The organism is Agromyces sp. Y575 (genome assembly GCF_059445445.1).
The window spans coordinates 223,323-241,065 of the sequence record NZ_JCAIUI010000002.1; the positions used below are offsets into that span (position 1 = coordinate 223,323).

Annotated in this window: 20 protein-coding genes and 1 tRNA gene; 9 read left to right on the forward strand and 12 right to left on the reverse strand. The window is 67.9% G+C overall.

Going from position 1 to position 17,743, the window contains the following annotated elements; translation table 11 throughout:
* Window position 1: 1 nt before the first annotated feature.
* Window positions 2-970 carry an ABC transporter substrate-binding protein gene (locus AC1C2U_RS07170; RefSeq protein WP_495361054.1) on the reverse strand — a complete coding sequence of 323 codons (969 nt, stop codon included), beginning with the start codon at window positions 968-970 and terminating at the stop codon, window positions 2-4.
* Between the two features lie 88 nt (window positions 971-1,058).
* Window positions 1,059-2,642, reverse strand: a complete 1,584-nt coding sequence (locus AC1C2U_RS07175; RefSeq protein ID WP_495361055.1) for an amidohydrolase — start codon at window positions 2,640-2,642, stop codon at window positions 1,059-1,061.
* Window positions 2,643-2,761: 119 nt separating this feature from the next.
* Between AC1C2U_RS07175 and AC1C2U_RS07180 the strand changes: the two genes are divergently transcribed.
* Window positions 2,762-3,685, forward strand: coding sequence for a LysR family transcriptional regulator (locus AC1C2U_RS07180; protein ID WP_495361056.1), 924 nt, complete (start codon window positions 2,762-2,764; stop codon window positions 3,683-3,685).
* Window positions 3,686-3,847: 162 nt separating this feature from the next.
* Complete coding sequence (locus AC1C2U_RS07185) at window positions 3,848-5,377, forward strand: APC family permease (RefSeq protein ID WP_495361057.1); 1,530 nt, start codon at window positions 3,848-3,850, stop codon at window positions 5,375-5,377.
* Between the two features lie 135 nt (window positions 5,378-5,512).
* On the opposite strand, the gene AC1C2U_RS07190 is transcribed toward AC1C2U_RS07185, so the two are convergent.
* On the reverse strand, window positions 5,513-5,974 hold the full coding sequence (locus tag AC1C2U_RS07190; protein ID WP_495361058.1) for a Clp protease N-terminal domain-containing protein: 462 nt from the start codon (window positions 5,972-5,974) through the stop codon (window positions 5,513-5,515).
* 223 nt (window positions 5,975-6,197) lie between these two features.
* Between AC1C2U_RS07190 and AC1C2U_RS07195 the strand changes: the two genes are divergently transcribed.
* Window positions 6,198-7,445, forward strand: a complete 1,248-nt coding sequence (locus AC1C2U_RS07195; RefSeq protein ID WP_495361059.1) for an FAD-dependent monooxygenase — start codon at window positions 6,198-6,200, stop codon at window positions 7,443-7,445.
* Window positions 7,446-7,544: 99 nt separating this feature from the next.
* Window positions 7,545-7,814: an acylphosphatase gene (locus AC1C2U_RS07200; RefSeq protein ID WP_495361060.1), complete on the forward strand. Its 270-nt coding sequence runs from the start codon at window positions 7,545-7,547 to the stop codon at window positions 7,812-7,814.
* Window positions 7,815-7,835: 21 nt separating this feature from the next.
* Here AC1C2U_RS07200 and AC1C2U_RS07205 read toward each other — a convergent pair whose 3' ends face one another.
* The 6 genes from AC1C2U_RS07205 to AC1C2U_RS07230 form a co-directional block, all read right to left on the reverse strand.
* The gene (locus AC1C2U_RS07205) at window positions 7,836-8,060 is read right to left on the reverse strand and encodes a hypothetical protein (protein WP_495361061.1); all 225 of its coding nucleotides are present in this window, start codon (window positions 8,058-8,060) and stop codon (window positions 7,836-7,838) included.
* Between the two features lie 177 nt (window positions 8,061-8,237).
* Window positions 8,238-8,927, reverse strand: coding sequence for a 50S ribosomal protein L1 (rplA, locus tag AC1C2U_RS07210; protein ID WP_495361062.1), 690 nt, complete (start codon window positions 8,925-8,927; stop codon window positions 8,238-8,240).
* A 135-nt stretch (window positions 8,928-9,062) separates the two neighbouring features.
* Window positions 9,063-9,491 carry a 50S ribosomal protein L11 gene (gene rplK, locus AC1C2U_RS07215; protein WP_108594416.1) on the reverse strand — a complete coding sequence of 143 codons (429 nt, stop codon included), beginning with the start codon at window positions 9,489-9,491 and terminating at the stop codon, window positions 9,063-9,065.
* 157 nt (window positions 9,492-9,648) lie between these two features.
* Window positions 9,649-10,593, reverse strand: coding sequence for a transcription termination/antitermination protein NusG (nusG, locus tag AC1C2U_RS07220; RefSeq protein ID WP_495361063.1), 945 nt, complete (start codon window positions 10,591-10,593; stop codon window positions 9,649-9,651).
* A gap of 65 nt (window positions 10,594-10,658) precedes the next feature.
* On the reverse strand, window positions 10,659-10,934 hold the full coding sequence (gene secE, locus AC1C2U_RS07225; RefSeq protein ID WP_495361064.1) for a preprotein translocase subunit SecE: 276 nt from the start codon (window positions 10,932-10,934) through the stop codon (window positions 10,659-10,661).
* A 40-nt stretch (window positions 10,935-10,974) separates the two neighbouring features.
* Window positions 10,975-11,047, reverse strand: a tRNA-Trp gene (locus AC1C2U_RS07230).
* 238 nt (window positions 11,048-11,285) lie between these two features.
* On the opposite strand from AC1C2U_RS07230, the gene dgt reads away from it, so the two are divergent.
* The 4 genes from dgt (at window position 11,286) to AC1C2U_RS07250 (ending at window position 15,128) form a co-directional block, all read left to right on the forward strand.
* A complete protein-coding gene (dgt, locus tag AC1C2U_RS07235; RefSeq protein ID WP_495361065.1) occupies window positions 11,286-12,803 on the forward strand; it encodes a dGTP triphosphohydrolase in 1,518 nt (505 codons plus the stop codon).
* A 123-nt stretch (window positions 12,804-12,926) separates the two neighbouring features.
* On the forward strand, window positions 12,927-13,331 hold the full coding sequence (locus AC1C2U_RS07240) for a DUF7144 family membrane protein (RefSeq protein ID WP_495361066.1): 405 nt from the start codon (window positions 12,927-12,929) through the stop codon (window positions 13,329-13,331).
* An 86-nt stretch (window positions 13,332-13,417) separates the two neighbouring features.
* On the forward strand, window positions 13,418-14,656 hold the full coding sequence (locus AC1C2U_RS07245) for a pyridoxal phosphate-dependent aminotransferase (protein WP_495361067.1): 1,239 nt from the start codon (window positions 13,418-13,420) through the stop codon (window positions 14,654-14,656).
* 256 nt (window positions 14,657-14,912) lie between these two features.
* Window positions 14,913-15,128 (forward strand): dodecin, encoded by a 216-nt coding sequence (locus tag AC1C2U_RS07250; protein ID WP_495361068.1) that lies wholly within the window; start codon window positions 14,913-14,915, stop codon window positions 15,126-15,128.
* A 133-nt stretch (window positions 15,129-15,261) separates the two neighbouring features.
* On the opposite strand, the gene AC1C2U_RS07255 is transcribed toward AC1C2U_RS07250, so the two are convergent.
* Window positions 15,262-16,155, reverse strand: a complete 894-nt coding sequence (locus AC1C2U_RS07255) for a LysR family transcriptional regulator ArgP (RefSeq protein ID WP_495361070.1) — start codon at window positions 16,153-16,155, stop codon at window positions 15,262-15,264.
* A 30-nt stretch (window positions 16,156-16,185) separates the two neighbouring features.
* On the opposite strand from AC1C2U_RS07255, the gene AC1C2U_RS07260 reads away from it, so the two are divergent.
* Window positions 16,186-16,968, forward strand: a complete 783-nt coding sequence (locus AC1C2U_RS07260; RefSeq protein WP_495361071.1) for a LysE/ArgO family amino acid transporter — start codon at window positions 16,186-16,188, stop codon at window positions 16,966-16,968.
* A gap of 20 nt (window positions 16,969-16,988) precedes the next feature.
* On the opposite strand, the gene AC1C2U_RS07265 is transcribed toward AC1C2U_RS07260, so the two are convergent.
* Both AC1C2U_RS07265 and AC1C2U_RS07270 read right to left on the reverse strand, forming a co-directional pair.
* The gene (locus AC1C2U_RS07265; protein WP_495361073.1) at window positions 16,989-17,366 is read right to left on the reverse strand and encodes a YciI family protein; all 378 of its coding nucleotides are present in this window, start codon (window positions 17,364-17,366) and stop codon (window positions 16,989-16,991) included.
* 4 nt (window positions 17,367-17,370) lie between these two features.
* A complete protein-coding gene (locus AC1C2U_RS07270) occupies window positions 17,371-17,712 on the reverse strand; it encodes a YciI family protein (RefSeq protein ID WP_495361074.1) in 342 nt (113 codons plus the stop codon).
* Between the last annotated feature and the right edge of the window lie 31 nt (window positions 17,713-17,743).

Sequence of the window (17,743 nt, forward strand, 5' to 3'; positions counted from 1 at the left end):
CCTATTGGCCGTCGTTGACGACGGCCGAGTCGACGGCCATCTGGCCGACGCCCCATGCGTCGAGGATCTCGGCGTAGGCGCCGGAGTCGATGAGTTCCTGCAGCGCGGCCTGGATGAGATCGACGAGCTCGGTGTTCTCCTTGTCGATCGCGATGCCCCACGGGCTCTCGCCGCCCTCGATCGCGATGGCTTCGACGCCCGAGTCGGCCTCCGCGGCCCGCGCGACTGCGACCGGGTAGTCGGAGATCGTCGCGGCGGCACGGCCGCTCCTGACGGCGAGGATCGCTTCGCCGTCGCCCTCGAACTTCAGGATCTCGACGGCAGCGGCACCGTCGGTCGCGCACTGGGCGTCGATCTCCTCCGCGAGGAGCATCGATGAGCCGTTGTCGACGACCGACACGATCTTGCCGCACAGGTCCTCGGGCACCGCGACGCCGCCGGGGTTGCCGGTCTGCACGAGGAATCCGTTGCCGGCACTCACGTAGTCGACGAAGGTCACCGTTTCGCGACGCTCCTCGTTGTCGGTCATCGAGGACATCACCGCGTCGAAGCGACCCGTGAGCACACCCGGGATCTGGGCGTTGAACTCCTGGTCGGTGAGCGTGATGCCGACGCCGAGCACACGGGCGAGGGCGCGGGCGAGCGAGGCGTCCAGGCCGACGATCGTGGTGCCGTCGGTGCCGAACATCTCCATCGGCGGGTAGCCGACCGAGCTCGTGATCTTGAGCCCTGCCGACGAGAGGCTCGCGGGCACGAGGTCGACGAGGTCGTCCGAAGGCTCGATGCCGTCGATGACCGACTTCGCGAGGTCTTCCGCGGGTGTCTCCGCGAGCTCAGCCGCAGGCCCGTCGGATACCCCGTCGTCGGAGAGGCTCTGGGCACCGCACGCCGAGGTACCGAGCAGCACGGCGCCGAGAACGAGCGCGAAGCCGGCGGTTCGCGCCCGCCCGAGTGAGGAGAGTGCAGACATGGTGGTGCTCCATTCCTGATGGGGTTCCCGATTCGACCGGGCTGTGGTGGGGCGAGCTGGAGACCCGCCTGTTGCTGGCTTCATCGCGTCATCGCCGGAATCGCACTGCGCCGCCGACGACCGTGGTGACGACGCGGAGGTCGCGGAGCGCCTCGGGCTCGACCTCGAACGGATCCTGCTCGAGCGCGACGAAGTCGGCGAGCTGCCCCGGCGCGAGCCGCCCCTGCCGATGGTCGCGATTCGCAGCATAGGCACTGCCGGCCGAGTGGGCCGCGAGCGCCGCGGCGAGGGAGATCCGTTGTTCCGGCTCCCAGCCGCCCACGGGGCTCCCGAGGGCGTCCTGGCGGGTGACGGCCGCGTGGATCCCGTGCATCGGGTTCGGGTCTTCGATCGGCGCATCCGATCCGAACGCGAGATGGGCACCGGCGTCGGCGAGCGAGCGCCAGGCGTAGTTCGCGAGGTCTCGCCCCGCGAGGAGCGATTCGGAGAGCGGGATGTCGGACGTGCAGTGGGTCGGCTGGAGTGACGGAATGACGCCGAGCGAGGCGAAGCGCGGCACGTCGTCCCAGCGGATGTGCTGCGCGTGCTCGACGCGGTGCCGCAGCCCGGCCGCTCGGCTGAGCGGTGCGACCTCCTCGTACGCGTTCAGCACGAGGTGGTTCGCCTGGTCGCCGATCGCGTGAGTGGCCACGGCGATGCGGGCGGCTGCTGCCCGGCGCACGAGATCGCGAAGCTCCGGGTACGGGATCACCTCGATGCCGTGGTTGCCCGCGTGACCCGCGAAGTCCTCGCCCATGTGGGAGGTGTGGGAGCCGAGCGCCCCGTCTGAGAAGAGCTTCACGGGGCCGGTCTGGAACCAGTCGTCGCCGTCGCCTGTGTACCGCCCCTCCGCGATCGCGGCATCGAGGTGGTCGGCGGTGATCGCCTTGTGGACGCGGAGCTTCAGCTCGCCGCGGGCAGCGAGCTCGAGGTATGCCGCGCGCGCGTCCTCGCCGTCGATGTCGTGCAGTCCCGTGAGGCCGAGCGAGAGCAGGTGCTCCTGGCTGGAGCGGAGCTGGTCGATGAGTTCGCCGGCGAGCGGGGAGCCCATGAGTTCGCGCAGTGGATAGCGGGCCGACTCGCGCAGGATGCCCGTCGGCTCGCCCCGGTCGTCGCGAACGATCTCGCCGCCGACCGGGTCGCGCGTCTCGGCGGTGTAGCCGATCACGGCGAGTGCGGCGCTGTTCGCCCAGATCGTGTGGCCATCGACGCTCGGCAATGCGACGGGGCGATCCGGGCAGATGCGGTCGAGGGAGTGACGATCCGGTTGCACCGGCACCTCCCACGTGTTCGAGTCCCACCGACCGGCGAAGATCCACTGGCCCGCCGGCAGTTGCTGCGCGTGCGTCCGAATCCCGTCGAGCGCTTCCTCGAGGCTCCGTGCGCCGCGCAGATCGAGGGCGTCTCGCTCTCGCGCGTATGAAGCGGAGTGGATGTGGGCGTCGACGAAGCCCGGCACGACGGTGCATCCGTCGAGATCGACCTCGCTCGTGCCGGGGCGGGCGAACTCGCGCACCTCAGCATCGCCGCCTGCGGCGACGATGACCCCGTCGATGGCCAACAGTGCCTCGACCGGCGTTGCCGGGCCGGCGAAGGTGTGGAATCGGGCATGGCGGAAGAGCGTTGAAACCAACAGTGTTCCTTGCGTTGATGTCCGGACAGGTACGAGGTTTCTGCAAGGTTAGGCGAGCTCGCGCCCCTTGCCCATAGGCTGTGGTCGAGACCTTCCTGCGCTGAACATTAGGAATGCTGTTGCTGAATCCGATCCACCTTCGCACGCTCCTCGAGACCGTGCGCCTCGGCTCATTCGCCGCCGCGGCGAATCGGCTCGGCTACACCCCGTCCGCCGTTTCGCAGCAGATGGCAGCACTCGAGCGCGAGGTCGGGGTTCCGCTCTTCGAACGTTCAGCGCGCAGCGCGCACCCGACCGATGCCGCCAACGCCGTGGCGCGCCACTCGGTGCGCGTGCTCGCCGACATCGACGCGCTCCTCGCCGCGACGTCGAGCGCCCACTCCTCGATCACGCAGGAGCTGCGGCTCGCCGTCTTCCCCAGCCTCGCGACTCCGCTCCTCGAACGGCTCTTCGAACTCCCGGAATGGCGCAGCTCCGACATCGACCTGCAGCTCTGGGTCGCCGACCCCTCCCCGACGATCCAGCAGCTCCGCTCGGGCCGCGAATTCGACGTCTCGCTCGTCTACCAGGTCGGTGACAGCGGTCTCTCCTGGCCGCAGTCGGTCGCACCCGAATGGCTGGGCGACGATGCGTTCCGCATCGTCGTGCCGAGTGCGTGGGGGTTCGCCCCGAACGAACCGGCTCCCCTGCACCGCCTCGAGAATCGCCCGTGGATCTTCCATCACTCCGGCACGAGCGACGCCGCGGTCATCGACCGTCTCTTCCGAGGCCTCGACCTGCGTGCGCGGGTGGTCGCACGCTCCGACGACTTCGCGGTCACCCTCGGGCTCATCGCCGGGGGCTTCGCCGCGTCTATCGTCCCCGACATCGCCCTGCACCGACCGCCTCCCGGCGTGAGCGTGCTCGACGTTCCCGAGTTCCGGCTCGATCGCAAGGTCTTCGCCCTCGTTCCGCGCGAATCCGAAGGCGCCCAGCTCGGCGTATTCATGACCGCCGTCGCGGCGATCCTCGACAGTCTCGGCATCGCCAAGCCGAAGCGCTGAGAGTTCCGCCCCGGCGCCATCACGCCGAGCGTCGGCCGCTCGCGCTAATCATCCGGAACTATAGCTTTATGACCGGATGTCTGGCTAAGCTGGCGCGACACCACGACGGCGTGGTGTCGTCGGCGGGGGCGGTCGACGCAGCGATGACAGTGGAAGGCAGCGATGTCCGAAGACCGCCAACCCGCAGCGAGCCTCTCCGACGGCGAGCACCTCAGCGTGCTCGGCTACGAGGATACGTTCAACCGCTCGATGAGCCTCTGGGCGAACTTCGCCCTGGGTTTCACCTACCTCTCCCCGCTCGTCGGCGTCTACTCGCTGTTCGCGGTCGCCCTCACCATCGGCGGGCCGCCGTCGATCTGGTGGATCGTCATCGTCGGCACGGGCCAACTGCTCGTCTCGCTCGTGTTCGGCGAGGTCGTCTCGCAGTACCCGATCCACGGCGGCATCTACCCGTGGGCCCGGCGCCTCTGGGGCCGCCGCTACGCCTGGATGGCGGCGTGGGTCTACATCTGGGCGATGATCGTCACCATCACGGCGGTCGCCGAGTTCGGATCCGGATTCGCCGCGAGCCTTTTCGGCATCGAGCACACCAATGACTCGACGCTGTGGCTGACGCTCGCCTTCCTTCTCATCGCGCTCGCGATCAACTTCACGGGCACGAAGTGGCTCGCTCGCGTCGCGCGCATCGGACTCGCCGCCGAACTCATCGGCGTCATCGGGCTCGGCCTCTACCTCCTGATCTTCCAGCGCAAGCAGGAGTTCAGCGTGTTCTTCGACACCATGGGCGTCGAAGGCGACGGCAGCTACGCGGCGGCCTTCATGGGCGCAGCCCTCGCCGGTCTCTTCCTGTTCTACGGCTTCGAGGCGTGCGGCGACGTCGCCGAGGAGGTCGAGAACCCGGCCCGACGCATTCCCAAGGCGATGATGCTGACGATCCTCGTCGGCGGCGTCTCGGCGCTGTTCTCATTCGGCGGCTACGTGCTCGCCGCTCCTGACCTCGCATCGATCGTCTCGGGCGACGATGCCGACCCCATTCCCGGCATCCTCGAGGCGACGCTGGGTACGGCTGGCGCGAAGATCTTCCTCGTCATCGCCATCACCGCGTTTCTCTCGTGCGTGCTCAGCCTCCAGGCGGCGGCCAGCCGTCTGCTGTTCTCCTTCGCCCGCGACGGCATGATCCCCGGCCACCGCTGGCTCGCGAAGGTCTCCGAACGCAGCAAGGTGCCGACGAACGCGCTCATCGTGGCGTGCACCGTGCCCGCGCTCATCGCAGTCCTCGTGTGGATCAATGCCGATCTCCTCGTGCCGATCACCTCGTTCGCCGTGCTCGGCATCTACGTCGCGTTCCAGATGGTCGTGCTCGCCTCGCTCCGTCAGCGCATCAAGGGCTGGAAGCCGGCGGGTCCGTTCTCGCTCGGGCGCTGGGGCCTCGCCGTCAACGTCGTAGCGCTCGCCTACGGCATCTTCGCGATGGTGCTGCTCGCGACGCCGGGTACGTCGGGCGACTTCTTCACCGATTTCGTCGTGCTGATCGGAGTCGGCGTCGTCGCGATCACCGGGCTCCTGTACCTCTTCATCGCTCGCCCCGACCGCAAGTCCGACGCACCTTCGGACGACGCGATCGCGGTGGCGGAGCGGCTTCGATCGCACCACGGCGCTGCAAGCGAACGCGCCGAGGAGCCGGTCGCCTGACCGACGACCGCGGGCGAAGGGCCCCGAGTTCTTGAGTTCTCGGGGCCCTTCTCTGCGCATGGCGCGTCGTTTCGGCGGCTCAGCACAGTCGCGCGTCATTCGCGTCGACCGCGTCGGCGAGTTCGGCGTAGGGCGCTAAGCGGCTGCGGCGAGGCGTTCTCGCAATTTCGGCTGGTCTACGAGGAGTGCTGCGAAGAGGGTCGCTGCGGGGTCGGGTTCGTGCCGGTCGAGTAGGGCAAGCAGGATATGCCGCGTCGTAATGGCTCGCGCTTTCTCGGCTGCCGCGTATGCGAGGGTCTGTTGGATCACCGTCTTGGCGCCCGACGTCAGCGGGACGTGTCGGCCGAGCGCAGCACTCCCGGTGGGCTGGAAGTCGCCGAGCGTGAGTCCAATCGCGGCGAGTGCGGCACGGTCGAGTTGATCGACTGTCTCGTGCGCGGTTGCGGTGTCGACGCCCACGATCTGTGCGAGTGCGTCGTCTTGTAAAAGGGCGAGCAGCAGGTGGTCGGTTCCGATTCGCCGGTCGCCGCGACGACCGGTCTCGTACCGTGCATTCTCGACCACGGCTCTGGCCGACTGGGTGAACCTCTCAAACATTGCTACCTCGCCTTCCGTATTTTGCGTGCACCGACTGGCGCGTGACTCCGAGGGCGTCGCCGATCTGCTCCCATGACCACCCCGCGCGTCGCGCTTCGGCAACGTGCACTGCCTCAACGCGCTCGGCGAGGCGGTGCAGCGCGCCCACGGCGCGCAGTCCACTCGCCGGGTCGGCGGTGTGCAACGGTCCAAGATCCCATGAATCCATGCCTGTCAGTCTGGCTTGACACGCTTTGCTTGTCAAGCCAGACTGACAGCCATGATCATTGAGACTGACACTCCGCATCCGTGGGACGTTGCAATCGTTGGAGCCGGCCCGACCGGTCTGCTGCTCGCCGGTGAACTCGCCTCGCAAGATATTCGCGCTGTGGTTTTCGAGCGCGCCGATTCGTCGTCGCCGGTTCCCAAAGCAAACGGCATCGTCGGACACTCGGCCCTCGAGCTGGCCAAGCGAGGTGTCCTCGCCGGCACGGGCCTGCGCGTGGTGACCCCGCCGCGTTTCCAATTCGGCCCTCTCGCACTCGATCTCGGCCTTGGTCGCCGAAATCCGCTGCACATCCTGCCAGTCCCGCAACGCCGCCTCGAGGAGCTGCTTGAGCACCGGGCAACACGACATGGCGCCTCGGTGCGCCGTGGGCAGGAGGTCATCGGCTTCACCCAGGACGACACCGGGGTCGCGGTTGAGGTTCACAGTGGCGACACCACAACGCAGATTGCAGCACGTTATCTGGTCGGATGCGACGGCGCACACAGCTTGGTTCGGAAACACGCGGGCATCGGCTTCCCTGGCTTCACAAGCGATCAGATCGCCTGGATCGCACGGGTCACTATCCCCTCAGAGCAGATCACTCGCACGGGTGAGGACTTTGACATCACCGGTATCGGCCGAGTGGCCGCGATGCGGCTGAACCAAATGCTTGGCGGCGGTTTCTCGATCGCGTCGGCATCCGTTCTCGACCATGGTGCACCTGAGGACCTGTACGTGATCAGCGCGCACGAGCCGCGCGGTGATGCCAGCCCGAGCGATACGGTCTCGATCGACGAGCTTCGGGCCAGCTTGCAACGAGTCCTCGGCGCTGATCTGCCGTTCACCGCGGCCACCGCGATCCGGAGTACCGTCGGCAACAGCCGCCAAGCGGACGCCTACCGTCGTGGCCGCGTGTTCCTCGCTGGGGATGCCGCGCACGTCTTCAACGCGGGTGGCTCCGCTCTCAACGTCGGCCTACAAGACGCGCTCGATCTCGCACGCCGCCTCACCGCAGTGCAGCGTGGAGGGGCGGCCATCGATGAACTCGATGCCTATGAAGCGTTCCGGCAGCCCGCGGGCAATCGCGCACTGCAGCACACCCGCGCACAGGCCGCGCTCGCACGCAACGATGACAGCAGCCGTGCCGTCCGCGAGATCTTCAGCGACCTCATCGCCAACCGCGCCTCCGCCCGATCGATCGCACAAGTGATCGAGAACGCTTAAGTGACCCTCTGAGCCAGATGAGCCCAGCTCCACAGCATCATCTCTCACAGAATGCCGCCAAAGAGCGCCGCGCTCCGCCCACGGCCTACGCTGAATCGCATGATCCGCAGACACGTCGTCGTGCACGGAGTCGTGCAGGGCGTCGGCTTCCGCTACTCCGCGCAGCGCGAAGCCCGACGGCTGAGTGTGGCCGGCTGGGTGCGCAACGCCCGCGACAGCACGGTGGAAGCCGAGATCGAGGGGGATGCGGCATCCGTCGATGCCATGCTCGAGTGGCTTGCGCACGGTCCGCCCGGCGCGGTCGTCGAGCGAATGGATGTCTCGGAGCGTGTGACGCTCGGCGATCGGGCGTTTGTCATCACCGGGTGATGACATCCCGGCGGACGCCGGTCAGAGCCAGTACACGCGTTCGCTGCGGCGGAACGACTCATCGTCGACCGGGTCGAGGGCGCGATGCCGTTCGGCCGCAATGAGCAGCCAGACGATGATGAGCGCCAGCACGACGGTGTAAACGGCGGGCCCGAAGGCACCGATGAGGGTCATCCAATATGCGGCGGCTGCAGCGACCACGATGGTGCCGACCGACGCGAGGACCGCAGTGGTTCGTTCACTCATGCCGTCAGCGTACGCCTCACCGCCGACGCCGCAAGGGGCCGCGTTGTCAAGGCTCATCGTCAACGGTACGGGACTGCGCCTGGCGGCCTGATCCATGGAGCGATGAGCTGGCCGATCGACACGGCAAGACGACGAAGGGCCCGTCGGCGAACCGGCGAGCCCTTCGATCGGGTGAACCTAGATGGCGTTGACGTCCAGGGGGATGCCCGGGCCGAACGTGGTCGACACGACGCCCTTCTGGATGTAGCGGCCCTTGGAGCTCGACGGCTTCAGACGCACGATCTCTTCGAGAGCGGCGTTGGCGTTCTCTTCGAGCTGCTCCTTGGTGAAGGAGGCCTTGCCGACGACGAAGTGCACGTTGGAGTGCTTGTCGACGCGGAACTCGATCTTGCCGCCCTTGATGTCGGAGACGGCCTTGGCGACGTCGGGGGTCACGGTGCCGGTCTTCGGGTTCGGCATGAGACCACGCGGGCCGAGCACCTTACCGAGACGGCCGACCTGGCCCATGAGCTCAGGGGTCGAGACCGCCGAGTCGAACGCGGTGTAGCCGCCGGCGACCTTCTCGATGAGCTCGGCGCCGCCGACCTCATCGGCGCCCGCCGCGATCGCAGCCTCGGCCGCAGGGCCGGTTGCGAACACGATGACGCGGGCGGTCTTGCCGGTGCCGTGCGGGAGGATGACGGTGCCGCGCACCATCTGGTCCGCCTTGCGGGGGTCGACGCCGAGCTTCAGCGCGACCTCGACGGTCGAGTCGAACTTCGCCGAACCGGTCTCCTTCGCGATGGCAACTGCCTCGCTCGGGGTGTAGAACTTGCCGTCTTCGATCTTCTCGGCCGCGGCGCGGTAGGCCTTTGACTTCTGTGCCATGTTGTTTCTCCTTGAGAGAGTGTGGTCATCTGCGCCTGGCGGGCGCTGCCACGGATGCTGAGTTCTGGAGAGCTCGCTGAGCTTGTCGAAGCGGGCGAGCGTGCGTTCCCTTCGACGAGCTCGGGGAACTGAGGCCTATTCGACCGTGATGCCCATCGAGCGAGCCGTGCCCGCGATGATCTTCGAGGCGGCGTCGAGGTCGTTCGCGTTGAGGTCGACCATCTTCGCCTCGGCGATCTCGCGCACCTGTGCTTGGGTCAGCTTGCCGACCTTGGTGGTGTGCGGAACGCCGGAGCCCTTGGCGACGCCGGCAGCCTTCTTGATGAGCTCCGCGGCAGGCGGGGTCTTCAGGACGAAGGTGAACGAGCGGTCTTCGTAGACCGTGATCTCAACGGGGATGACGTTGCCACGCTGGGCTTCGGTCGCCGCGTTGTAGGCCTTGCAGAACTCCATGATGTTCACGCCGTGCTGACCCAGGGCCGGGCCGATGGGCGGGGCCGGGTTCGCAGCGCCGGCCTTGATCTGAAGCTTGATCAGACCGGTGACCTTCTTCTTCGGTGCCATGATTTCTCTCTTTCTGTTCGAACGCCCCGGATGCCGGGGCACTCTCCCGCACGCCCGGCCGTTCCGGGATGCGGTGATCTGTGTACTGACTCAGCACTGCTGACGCAGCACAACCCTCCGATGATACCGGAGGGCCGCTGCCGGCTGTCTGTGAGGTTTAGAGCTTGGTGACCTGGTCGAAGCTGAGCTCGACCGGGGTCTCGCGCTCGAAGAGCGAGACGAGCACGGTGAGCTTGCCGCTCTCGGGCTTGATCTCGCTGATCGTGCCGGGCAGGCCGGCGAACGAGCCGTCTTTGATGGTGATGGTCTCGCCGACCTCGAAGTCGACCTCGGCGGGAATCGCGCGCGTCGCGCCGGCGACGGCGCCGCCCTTCGCACCCTTGACGGGCGCAACATCCTTGATCTCGACGAGGCTCTTCAGCATGCCGAAGGCCTCCTCGAAGCGGAGAGGAGTCGGGTTGTGCGCGTTGCCGACGAAGCCGGTGACCCCGGGAGTGTGGCGGATGACCGACCAGCTCTCCTCGTTGAGGTCCATGCGCACGAGCACGTAGCCGGGGATGCGGACGCGCGTGACCATCTTGCGCTGGCCGTTCTTGATCTCGACGACGTCTTCCATGGGCACTTCGACCTGGTAGATGTAGTCGGCCATCGCCATCGACTCACGGCGCTGCTCGATGTTCGCCTTCACGCGGCGCTCGAAGCCCGCGTAGGAGTGGATGACGTACCACTTGCCCGGGAGGAAGCGCAGCTCGGCGCGGAACTCCGCGTACGGGTCGGCCTCCTCTTCCTCTTCTTCGGTGACGGCCTCTTCTTCGATGACGGCCTCGACGGCGGCCTCGGCCTCGTCGGCGGAGTCGATGTCGAGGGCGTCGTCGATCACGGCGTCGGCCTCGGGGTCGCTCGACTCTGCCATCGCGTCGAGCACGGCGTCGAGGTCGACGTCGTTGCCCTCGTCGTCGACGACGTGCACGGCACGGTGCTCGGCCGGTTCGACCGATTCCTCTTCGCGCTCGAGCATGTTGCCCGTCTGCGCCTCGTCGTCTTCGGCCGACTGCTCTGCAGCCGTGGCCCAATCGACGTCGTCGCCCTCAGTCCTTGACACTTCTCTCAAATCCTTTTCTCCTGCGCGCCAGCGGCGAACCGGATCAGTCGAACCCGAAGGCTCGATCAGCCCCCCGGTGTTCCGAAGACGACCAGCACGAGCCATCCGAACACCTGGTCGAACGCCCACACGATCGCCATCATGATGATGACGAACACGAGCACGACAGACGTGAAGCTGACGAGCTCTTTGCGGGTCGGGGTGACGACCTTCTTCAGCTCGACGATGACCTGGCGAACGAACAGGGCCAAGCGCGAGAACGGATTCCGACGCGCTGCGCGATCGCGCTTCGCGTTGGCAACGACGTCTTCGCTGGGCTCTTCGATGATCTTCCGTGCCACCTCGTACACCTTTCGTGGGCCGGCAATCAATGCCGGCTCGCAGGGCGGACAGGACTCGAACCTGCAACCTGCGGTTTTGGAGACCGCTGCTCTACCAATTGAGCCACCGCCCTATGGAACGACCGGGTGACCGGGGCTGTTCCACCGATTGTCGAGGCACCACGATTCACTACGTTTCTCACCAGGTGAAACCCGAAAATAGGCGCAGAAAACCTTGGCTGACTTCAACAACCTCACCAAGTGTATGCGACGCCGGAGGGAGAGTAAAGCCGAGCGGATGCCGCCGCCGCACCGGTGCCCGCGGCGTCCACGATGCGGGCGCCCGCGAGTCGATCGGCATAGATTGGGCGTATGCCCATCGACCGCGCATCGCGCCTGGTTCCCGAGCCGCGCAGCAGCGCCGAGGTCACCGGCGAGCACTCGCAGTTCCGGCTCGACCTCGAGCGCATCCGGTTCTCCCCGTACTTCTCACGCCTGTCGGCCGTCACCCAGGTGATCGCGCAGCCCGGCGCCGGCCCGCTCATCCATAATCGCCTCACCCACTCGATCAAGGTGACGGCGGTGGCCCGCGCGATCGCCGTGAAGCTGACGACTACCGGGTCGCCGGCCCGTGGGTTCGCACTCGAGCACGGCTGCGACGCTGTGGTCGTGCAGGCCGCGGCGAGCGCGCACGATCTCGGGCATCCGCCGTTCGGCCACCTCGGCGAACGAGTGCTCGACCGCCTCGCGCGCGATACGCTCGGGCTCGTCGATGGCTTCGAGGGCAACGCGCAGAGCTACCGAATCCTGACTGCGCTCGACGTCAGCGAGGCGGCCCCGCGCGGGCTCAATCTCACTGCGGCGGTGCGAACCGCCGTCGCGAAGTACCCGTGGACGCGCTTCGTCGACGGGGCTGCCCTCGGCGACGGCCCGCTGCCGCGCGGGCTCCGCCGCTCGGAAGACGGCGTGGAGGTGCTGAAGTTCTCCGCGTACGGCATCGACGCCGTCGATCTCGACCAGGCTCGCGCCGGGCAACCGCCGATGCAGCAATCACTCGAGTGCTCGATCATGGACATCGCCGACGACATCGCCTACTCGATTCACGACGTCGACGACTTCTACCGTGCGGGGGTGCTCAGCCAGGGCGCCGTCGCACGCGAGTTCCGCGGCTGGATGGAGAACAGCGCGGAACTCCGCGAGCTCGACGACGACGCGCTCGTCGAGCGCACCGCTCCGCCGGGAGGCTCCCTCGAGGGCCTGCGCCGCAAGATCCGGCGCAGCGATGCGTGGGTCGCCGACGACGACGCGTTCGCAGCCGCCGTCGACGTCGTGGCCGACGACCTCGTCGACGGACTGCTCGCCATCCCGTTCGACGGCTCGATCGCCTCGGAGCGGGCATTGTCGTCGTTCACGAACCGCTGGATCAGTCACCTGCAGTCCTCCGTCGTGCCGGCGCCGACCGACGTGGTGCGTGCCGGTCTCGTCACCCTCGATCGCCGCGCCTGGCACGAGGTGGAGATCTTGAAGTTCGTGCACCGGCATTTCATCCTCGCCCGGGCAGACATCGTGATGTATCAGCGAGGGCTCAGCCGGGCGCTCACCCGGGCCGTCAAGGGGCTCACCGCCTGGGCGACCGACCAGCACGACCGCGACCGTGTGCCGCAACGCCTGAAAGAGCTCATCGAGATCGCGACCGACGGCTACGCGCGGGTTCGCTACTCGCGTCCTGACGGGCACCCGATCCCGGCGGCCGGCGACGTGCGGCGGTTCGGGGTCGGCCGCGGCGTCATCGACTACGTCGCCTCACTCTCCGACGACCAGGCGCTCGCGGTGTCGGAGGCGATCGACGGGCGGCCCGATCGGCTGTGGGGCATCGGCCAGAACCTTTGAGCGACACCCGGGCGGCTCATCCGTTGCCCTGCTCCGCCGCCGCGCGATAGCGTGACGCCCAGCACCATCTGCGCCGTCGCAGATTCGCGCCGACGCTGCTTCGATGCGAAAGGGAGTAGCACCATGAGTGATACGCAAGTAACCGGCTGGGTCGGCTGGGGAGTGTTCGCGGCGATCGTGCTCATCATCGCGGGCGGCTTCGACATCCTGTACGGATTCATCGCGCTCGCCATGCCCGACAGCGCATACCTCACGACCGGCGGCGGAGCGCTCTTCCTGTTCGACGTGCAGGGCTGGGGCTGGTGGCACGTGATCAGCGGCGCCCTGCTCGTCATCATCGGCGCCGCCCTCTTGTCGGGCGCGACCTGGGCTCGCGTGGTGGCCGTGATCCTCGTGATCCTCAACGCCATCGGGCAGCTCTTCCTGCTGCCCGTGCAGCCCTGGTGGTCGCTCATCGTGCTCACGCTCGACTTCCTCGTGATCTACGCGCTCACGGTGCACGGCCGAGAGCTCAAGACGCGCAACTGACGCGAACGACGGCTTGGATGCCGCAGCTCCCGCCCGTGGCATCCAAGCCCTGTCATGCGCAGCCCGTGCGCCGTAGGCTGGTGATCGTGACCGAATTCCCGCGCTTGTCCGCCCGCATCGCCGCCATCGCCGAGTCCGCCACCCTCAAGGTCGATGCGAAGGCGAAGGCCCTGCAGGCCGAGGGTCGCCCGGTCATCTCGTACGCTGCCGGCGAGCCCGACTTCGCGACGCCCGAGTACATCGTCGAGGCGGCGCTCGCGGCCACGCACGACCCGAAGAACTACCGCTACACGCCGGCGGCCGGCTTGCCCGAGCTGCGTGAGGCGATCGCCGCGAAGACGCTGCGCGACTCGGGCCTCGAAGTTTCACCCGGGCAGGTCGTCGTCACGAACGGCGGCAAGCAAGCGGTCTACCAGTCGTTCCAGGCCCTGCTCGACCCGGGCGACGAAGTGCTCGTGCCGACGCCGTACTGGACCACCTACCCCGAGGCGATCAAGCTCGCCGGCGGCGTGCAGGTCGACGTCTTCGCCGGCGCCGACCAGGGATACCTCGTCCAGGTCGACCAGCTCGAAGCCGCACGCACCGACCGCACGAAAGTGCTGCTGTTCGTCTCGCCGTCGAACCCGACCGGCGCGGTCTACCCGCCCGAGCAGGTGCGAGAGATCGGCGAGTGGGCGCTCGAGCACGGTATCTGGGTCGTCTCCGACGAGATCTACCAGAACCTCACGTACGCCGACGCTTCGACGGAGCTCAGCGTAGGCGACAGTGAGAGGCCGCCCCGCGCCGTGTCGATCGTCGAGGCGGTGCCCGAGCTCGCGAACCAGACGATCCTCGTCAATGGCGTTGCGAAGACGTATGCGATGACGGGCTGGCGACTCGGCTGGATGGTCGGCCCCGCAGACATCATCAAGGGCGCCGCGAACTTGCAGTCGCACCTCTCGTCGAACGTGTCGAACATCTCCCAGCGCGCCGCGATCGCCGCCCTCAACGGCCCTCAAGACGCGGTTGAAGAGATGCGGCAGGCGTTCGACCGTCGCCGGCGCACGATCGTCGCCGAGCTCTCGAAGATCGACGGGCTCGCAGTGCCCGTGCCGCAGGGCGCGTTCTACGTCTACCCAGACGTGTCGGGGCTGCTCGGTCGTGAGTGGGGCGGCGTCACGCCGACCACGTCGCTCGAGCTCGCCGACCTGATTCTCGACCAGGCCGAGGTCGCCGCGGTGCCGGGCGAGGCGTTCGGCCCGTCGGGCTACCTGCGCTTCAGCTACGCGCTCGGCGACGCCCCCCTGCTCGAGGGCGTGCAGCGCCTGCAGCGCCTCTTCGGCTGACGCATCAGCAAGTCGCGCGCCGTTGCACCCACCCGCGCGGACCTGAGTCCGGGAGTGCAGTCCGCGCCCGGTTCACGGGCCGCGACTGCACGCTCGCCCGGATCGCAAGGCGCGACGGCGCGATCAAGAGTGCACTCGTACCCAACCGAGGGCGGCAATCGCACTCTCGGTCTCAATCGCACGATTTCCGAGCACGCGACCACGGAGTAACGTCGGCACCAGCGGGTGCAACGGCGCCCCCGCGGAGGAGATCACGATGAGCAATCACACCTATCGCGTCACCGAGATCGTCGGCACCTCGCCCGACGGCATCGACACCGCGATCAGCAACGGCATCGCCCGTGCGGCCGCCACCATCCGCAACATGGACTGGTTCGAAGTCGTCTCGGTGCGCGGCGAGATCGAGGACGGTGCGCCCGCCCACTTCCAGGTCACGCTGAAGGTCGGCTTCAAGATCGAGGACCCCGAGTAGTTCGCTCCGCAATGGGGTCGTCGACACCCAGCGTCGAACTCCTTCCAGAGCGATGGGAGTCTGCGGCGCCTCGCTTCCAGTGAACGCGGTGAAGGCCGGGAGCGGCATGCGTTGCCGCACGGCTTCCGACGCGCTACGCGGGCATGAGTCCGTGCCGCGCCTCCCGCCCGAGCTCGTCGGCGATCGCATCGAGCAGCGGCGACCGCAGGTTCCACTGCTGCCAGTGCAACGGTACGTCGATCGGCGCGCCGCCGAGGCGCACGAGTTCGCCGCGCTCGAGTTCGGCTGAGGACTGGAACCCCGGCAGCATCCCCCACCCCAGTCCGAGCTTGACCGCGATGGCGAAGTCGTTCGATGCCGGAACGTAGTGACGCGGCGGCGAGTCGGGGTCGACGCCCTGCGTCTGCACGAAGTCACGCTGCAGGTCGTCGCGGCGATCGAAATCCACGAGCGGAGCTGCGGCGAGTGCCGCAGGCGACAGGCCCGCGAGCGACCACCTCGCCACGAATGCCCTGGTCGCCACGGCCTCGTACCGCATGACCCCGAGGGTGCGCACAAGGCATCCGGCGACCGGGGTCGCCTGCGAGGTGACCGCGCCCATGACCGTGCCCGATTCGAGCAGGCCCGCGGTGAACTCCTGGTCGTCGCGGTGCAGGTCGAAGACGACCGGATGCCGCTCGGCGACGCGCGCGAGGGCGGGGAGGAACCAGGTGCCGAGCGAATCGGCATTCACTGCGAGCGGCACCGAGATCGGGCGAGCGGATGCCTCGTCGAGGCCGAACTCGGCGAGCGCGTCGTGTTCGAGCAGGGCGAGCTGTCGCGCGAGGCGCACGATCGGCGCGCCCGCCGAGGTGGCTCGCGCCGGCTTGGAGCGCACGACGAGCACGCGACCGAGCCGCTGTTCGAGAATCTTGATGCGCTGCGACACGGCTGACGGCGTGATGCGCAGACGCCGGGCCGCCGCGTCGAAGGTGCCCTCGTCGATGACGACGGCGAGCGTGCGAGCCAGGTCGAGTGGCATGTCCATCTGAAGCCATGCTAATGGCCGTGAAGAATCATGAGCTGGATTGAACACCGACGACACCGTACCTTCGATCTCGTGCTCCTGTCTCCCGCGCTCGCCGGCCTCGGCCTCGGCCTCTCGCTCATCGTCGCGATCGGCGCGCAGAACGTCTTCGTATTGCGGCAGGGCATCCGGCGCGAGCACGTCTTCGCGGTCGCGGCGATCTGCGCCCTGAGCGACTTCGTGCTGATCATCGTGGGCGTCTCGGGCATCGGCGCTGTGCTCACGGCCGTGCCGTGGCTCGTCGACGTGATCCGGTGGGCAGGCGCGGCCTTCCTCGTCGGATACGGGCTCCTCGCTGCGCGACGCGCCATCCATCCAGGCGGCGAGGCGCTCGTCGCCGAAGAGGAGCTCTTCGTTCCCGCGGGTCGAGGAGGCGCGGAGCGCCGGCTCGAGACCCCCCGATCGATGCCCGCGGGCGCCGGGTCTCGAGACGCTCCTGCGTCGCTCCTCGACCAGCAGGAAGACGCTCCTGCGTCGCTCCGCCGGGGTTTCGCGGCCGCGGTGCTCACGTGCCTCGCCCTGACCTGGCTGAACCCGCACGTCTACCTCGACACGGTGTTCCTGCTCGGCTCGGTCGCGAACACGCACGGCGAGGGCCGGTGGGCCTTCGCCGCGGGTGCGGGTGTCGCGAGCATCCTCTGGTTCTTCGGACTCGCCTACGGCGCACGACTGCTCGGAGGCGTGCTCGGCAGCCCCCGGGCCTGGCGTGTGCTCGACGCGGTCATCGCGGTCGTCATGGTCGTGCTCGGCGTGCTGCTCGTGCTGCCGCACTGAGCGATCGGGCGGCCAGCGCGCTATCCGGCCTCAGGTCGCGCCTGCGACACCGACTCGGGCTCCGCTGAGCCGAGCGGCCAGGCCCGACGCAGCTCGATCCGCCCGAATCGGGCCATCGGATGCTTCGACGCGACCTCGATGGCCTCGTCGAGGTCGCGCACCTCGATGACGTCGAACCCGGCGATCCACTCCTTCGATTCGGTGAACGGGCCGTCGGTGACGATGGCGTCCTCGCCGCGAACCCTCACTGTCTTCGCGAACTCGGGTGGCCGCAACCGGTCGCCCGCGACCGCGACGCCTCGCTCCGTCATCTCCTCGACCCACTCGCCGATGTTGTCCTCCTCTGGCCGGTACGGTTCGGCGTCGGGGTCGGTCGCGACGAACATCATGAACTCCATCGCGTCACTCCCCCGACCCGATCGGCCAGACCGGCCGCAGCTCGAGGGCGCCATGGCGGGCCAGCTCGTCGCCCTTCGCGATCTCGATCGCCTCATCGAGGTCGGCGACCTCGAGCAGGTCGTAGCCGGCGATCCACTCCTTCGATTCGGTGAACGGGCCGTCGGTGACGAGTACCTCGCCGCCTCGCACCCGCACGGTCACCGCCTCGTCGACGGGACGCAGGCGCATCGCGCGCTTGAACACCCCGCGCTCGGCCATCGCGCGATCCCATTCTGCGGATGCCTCCTGGTCGACCTCACCGGCGTCGACCCCTGGGTCGGCGACCACGAACATCATGATTTCCATCGCACGCTCCTTCTGCGTTCACGGTATGCCC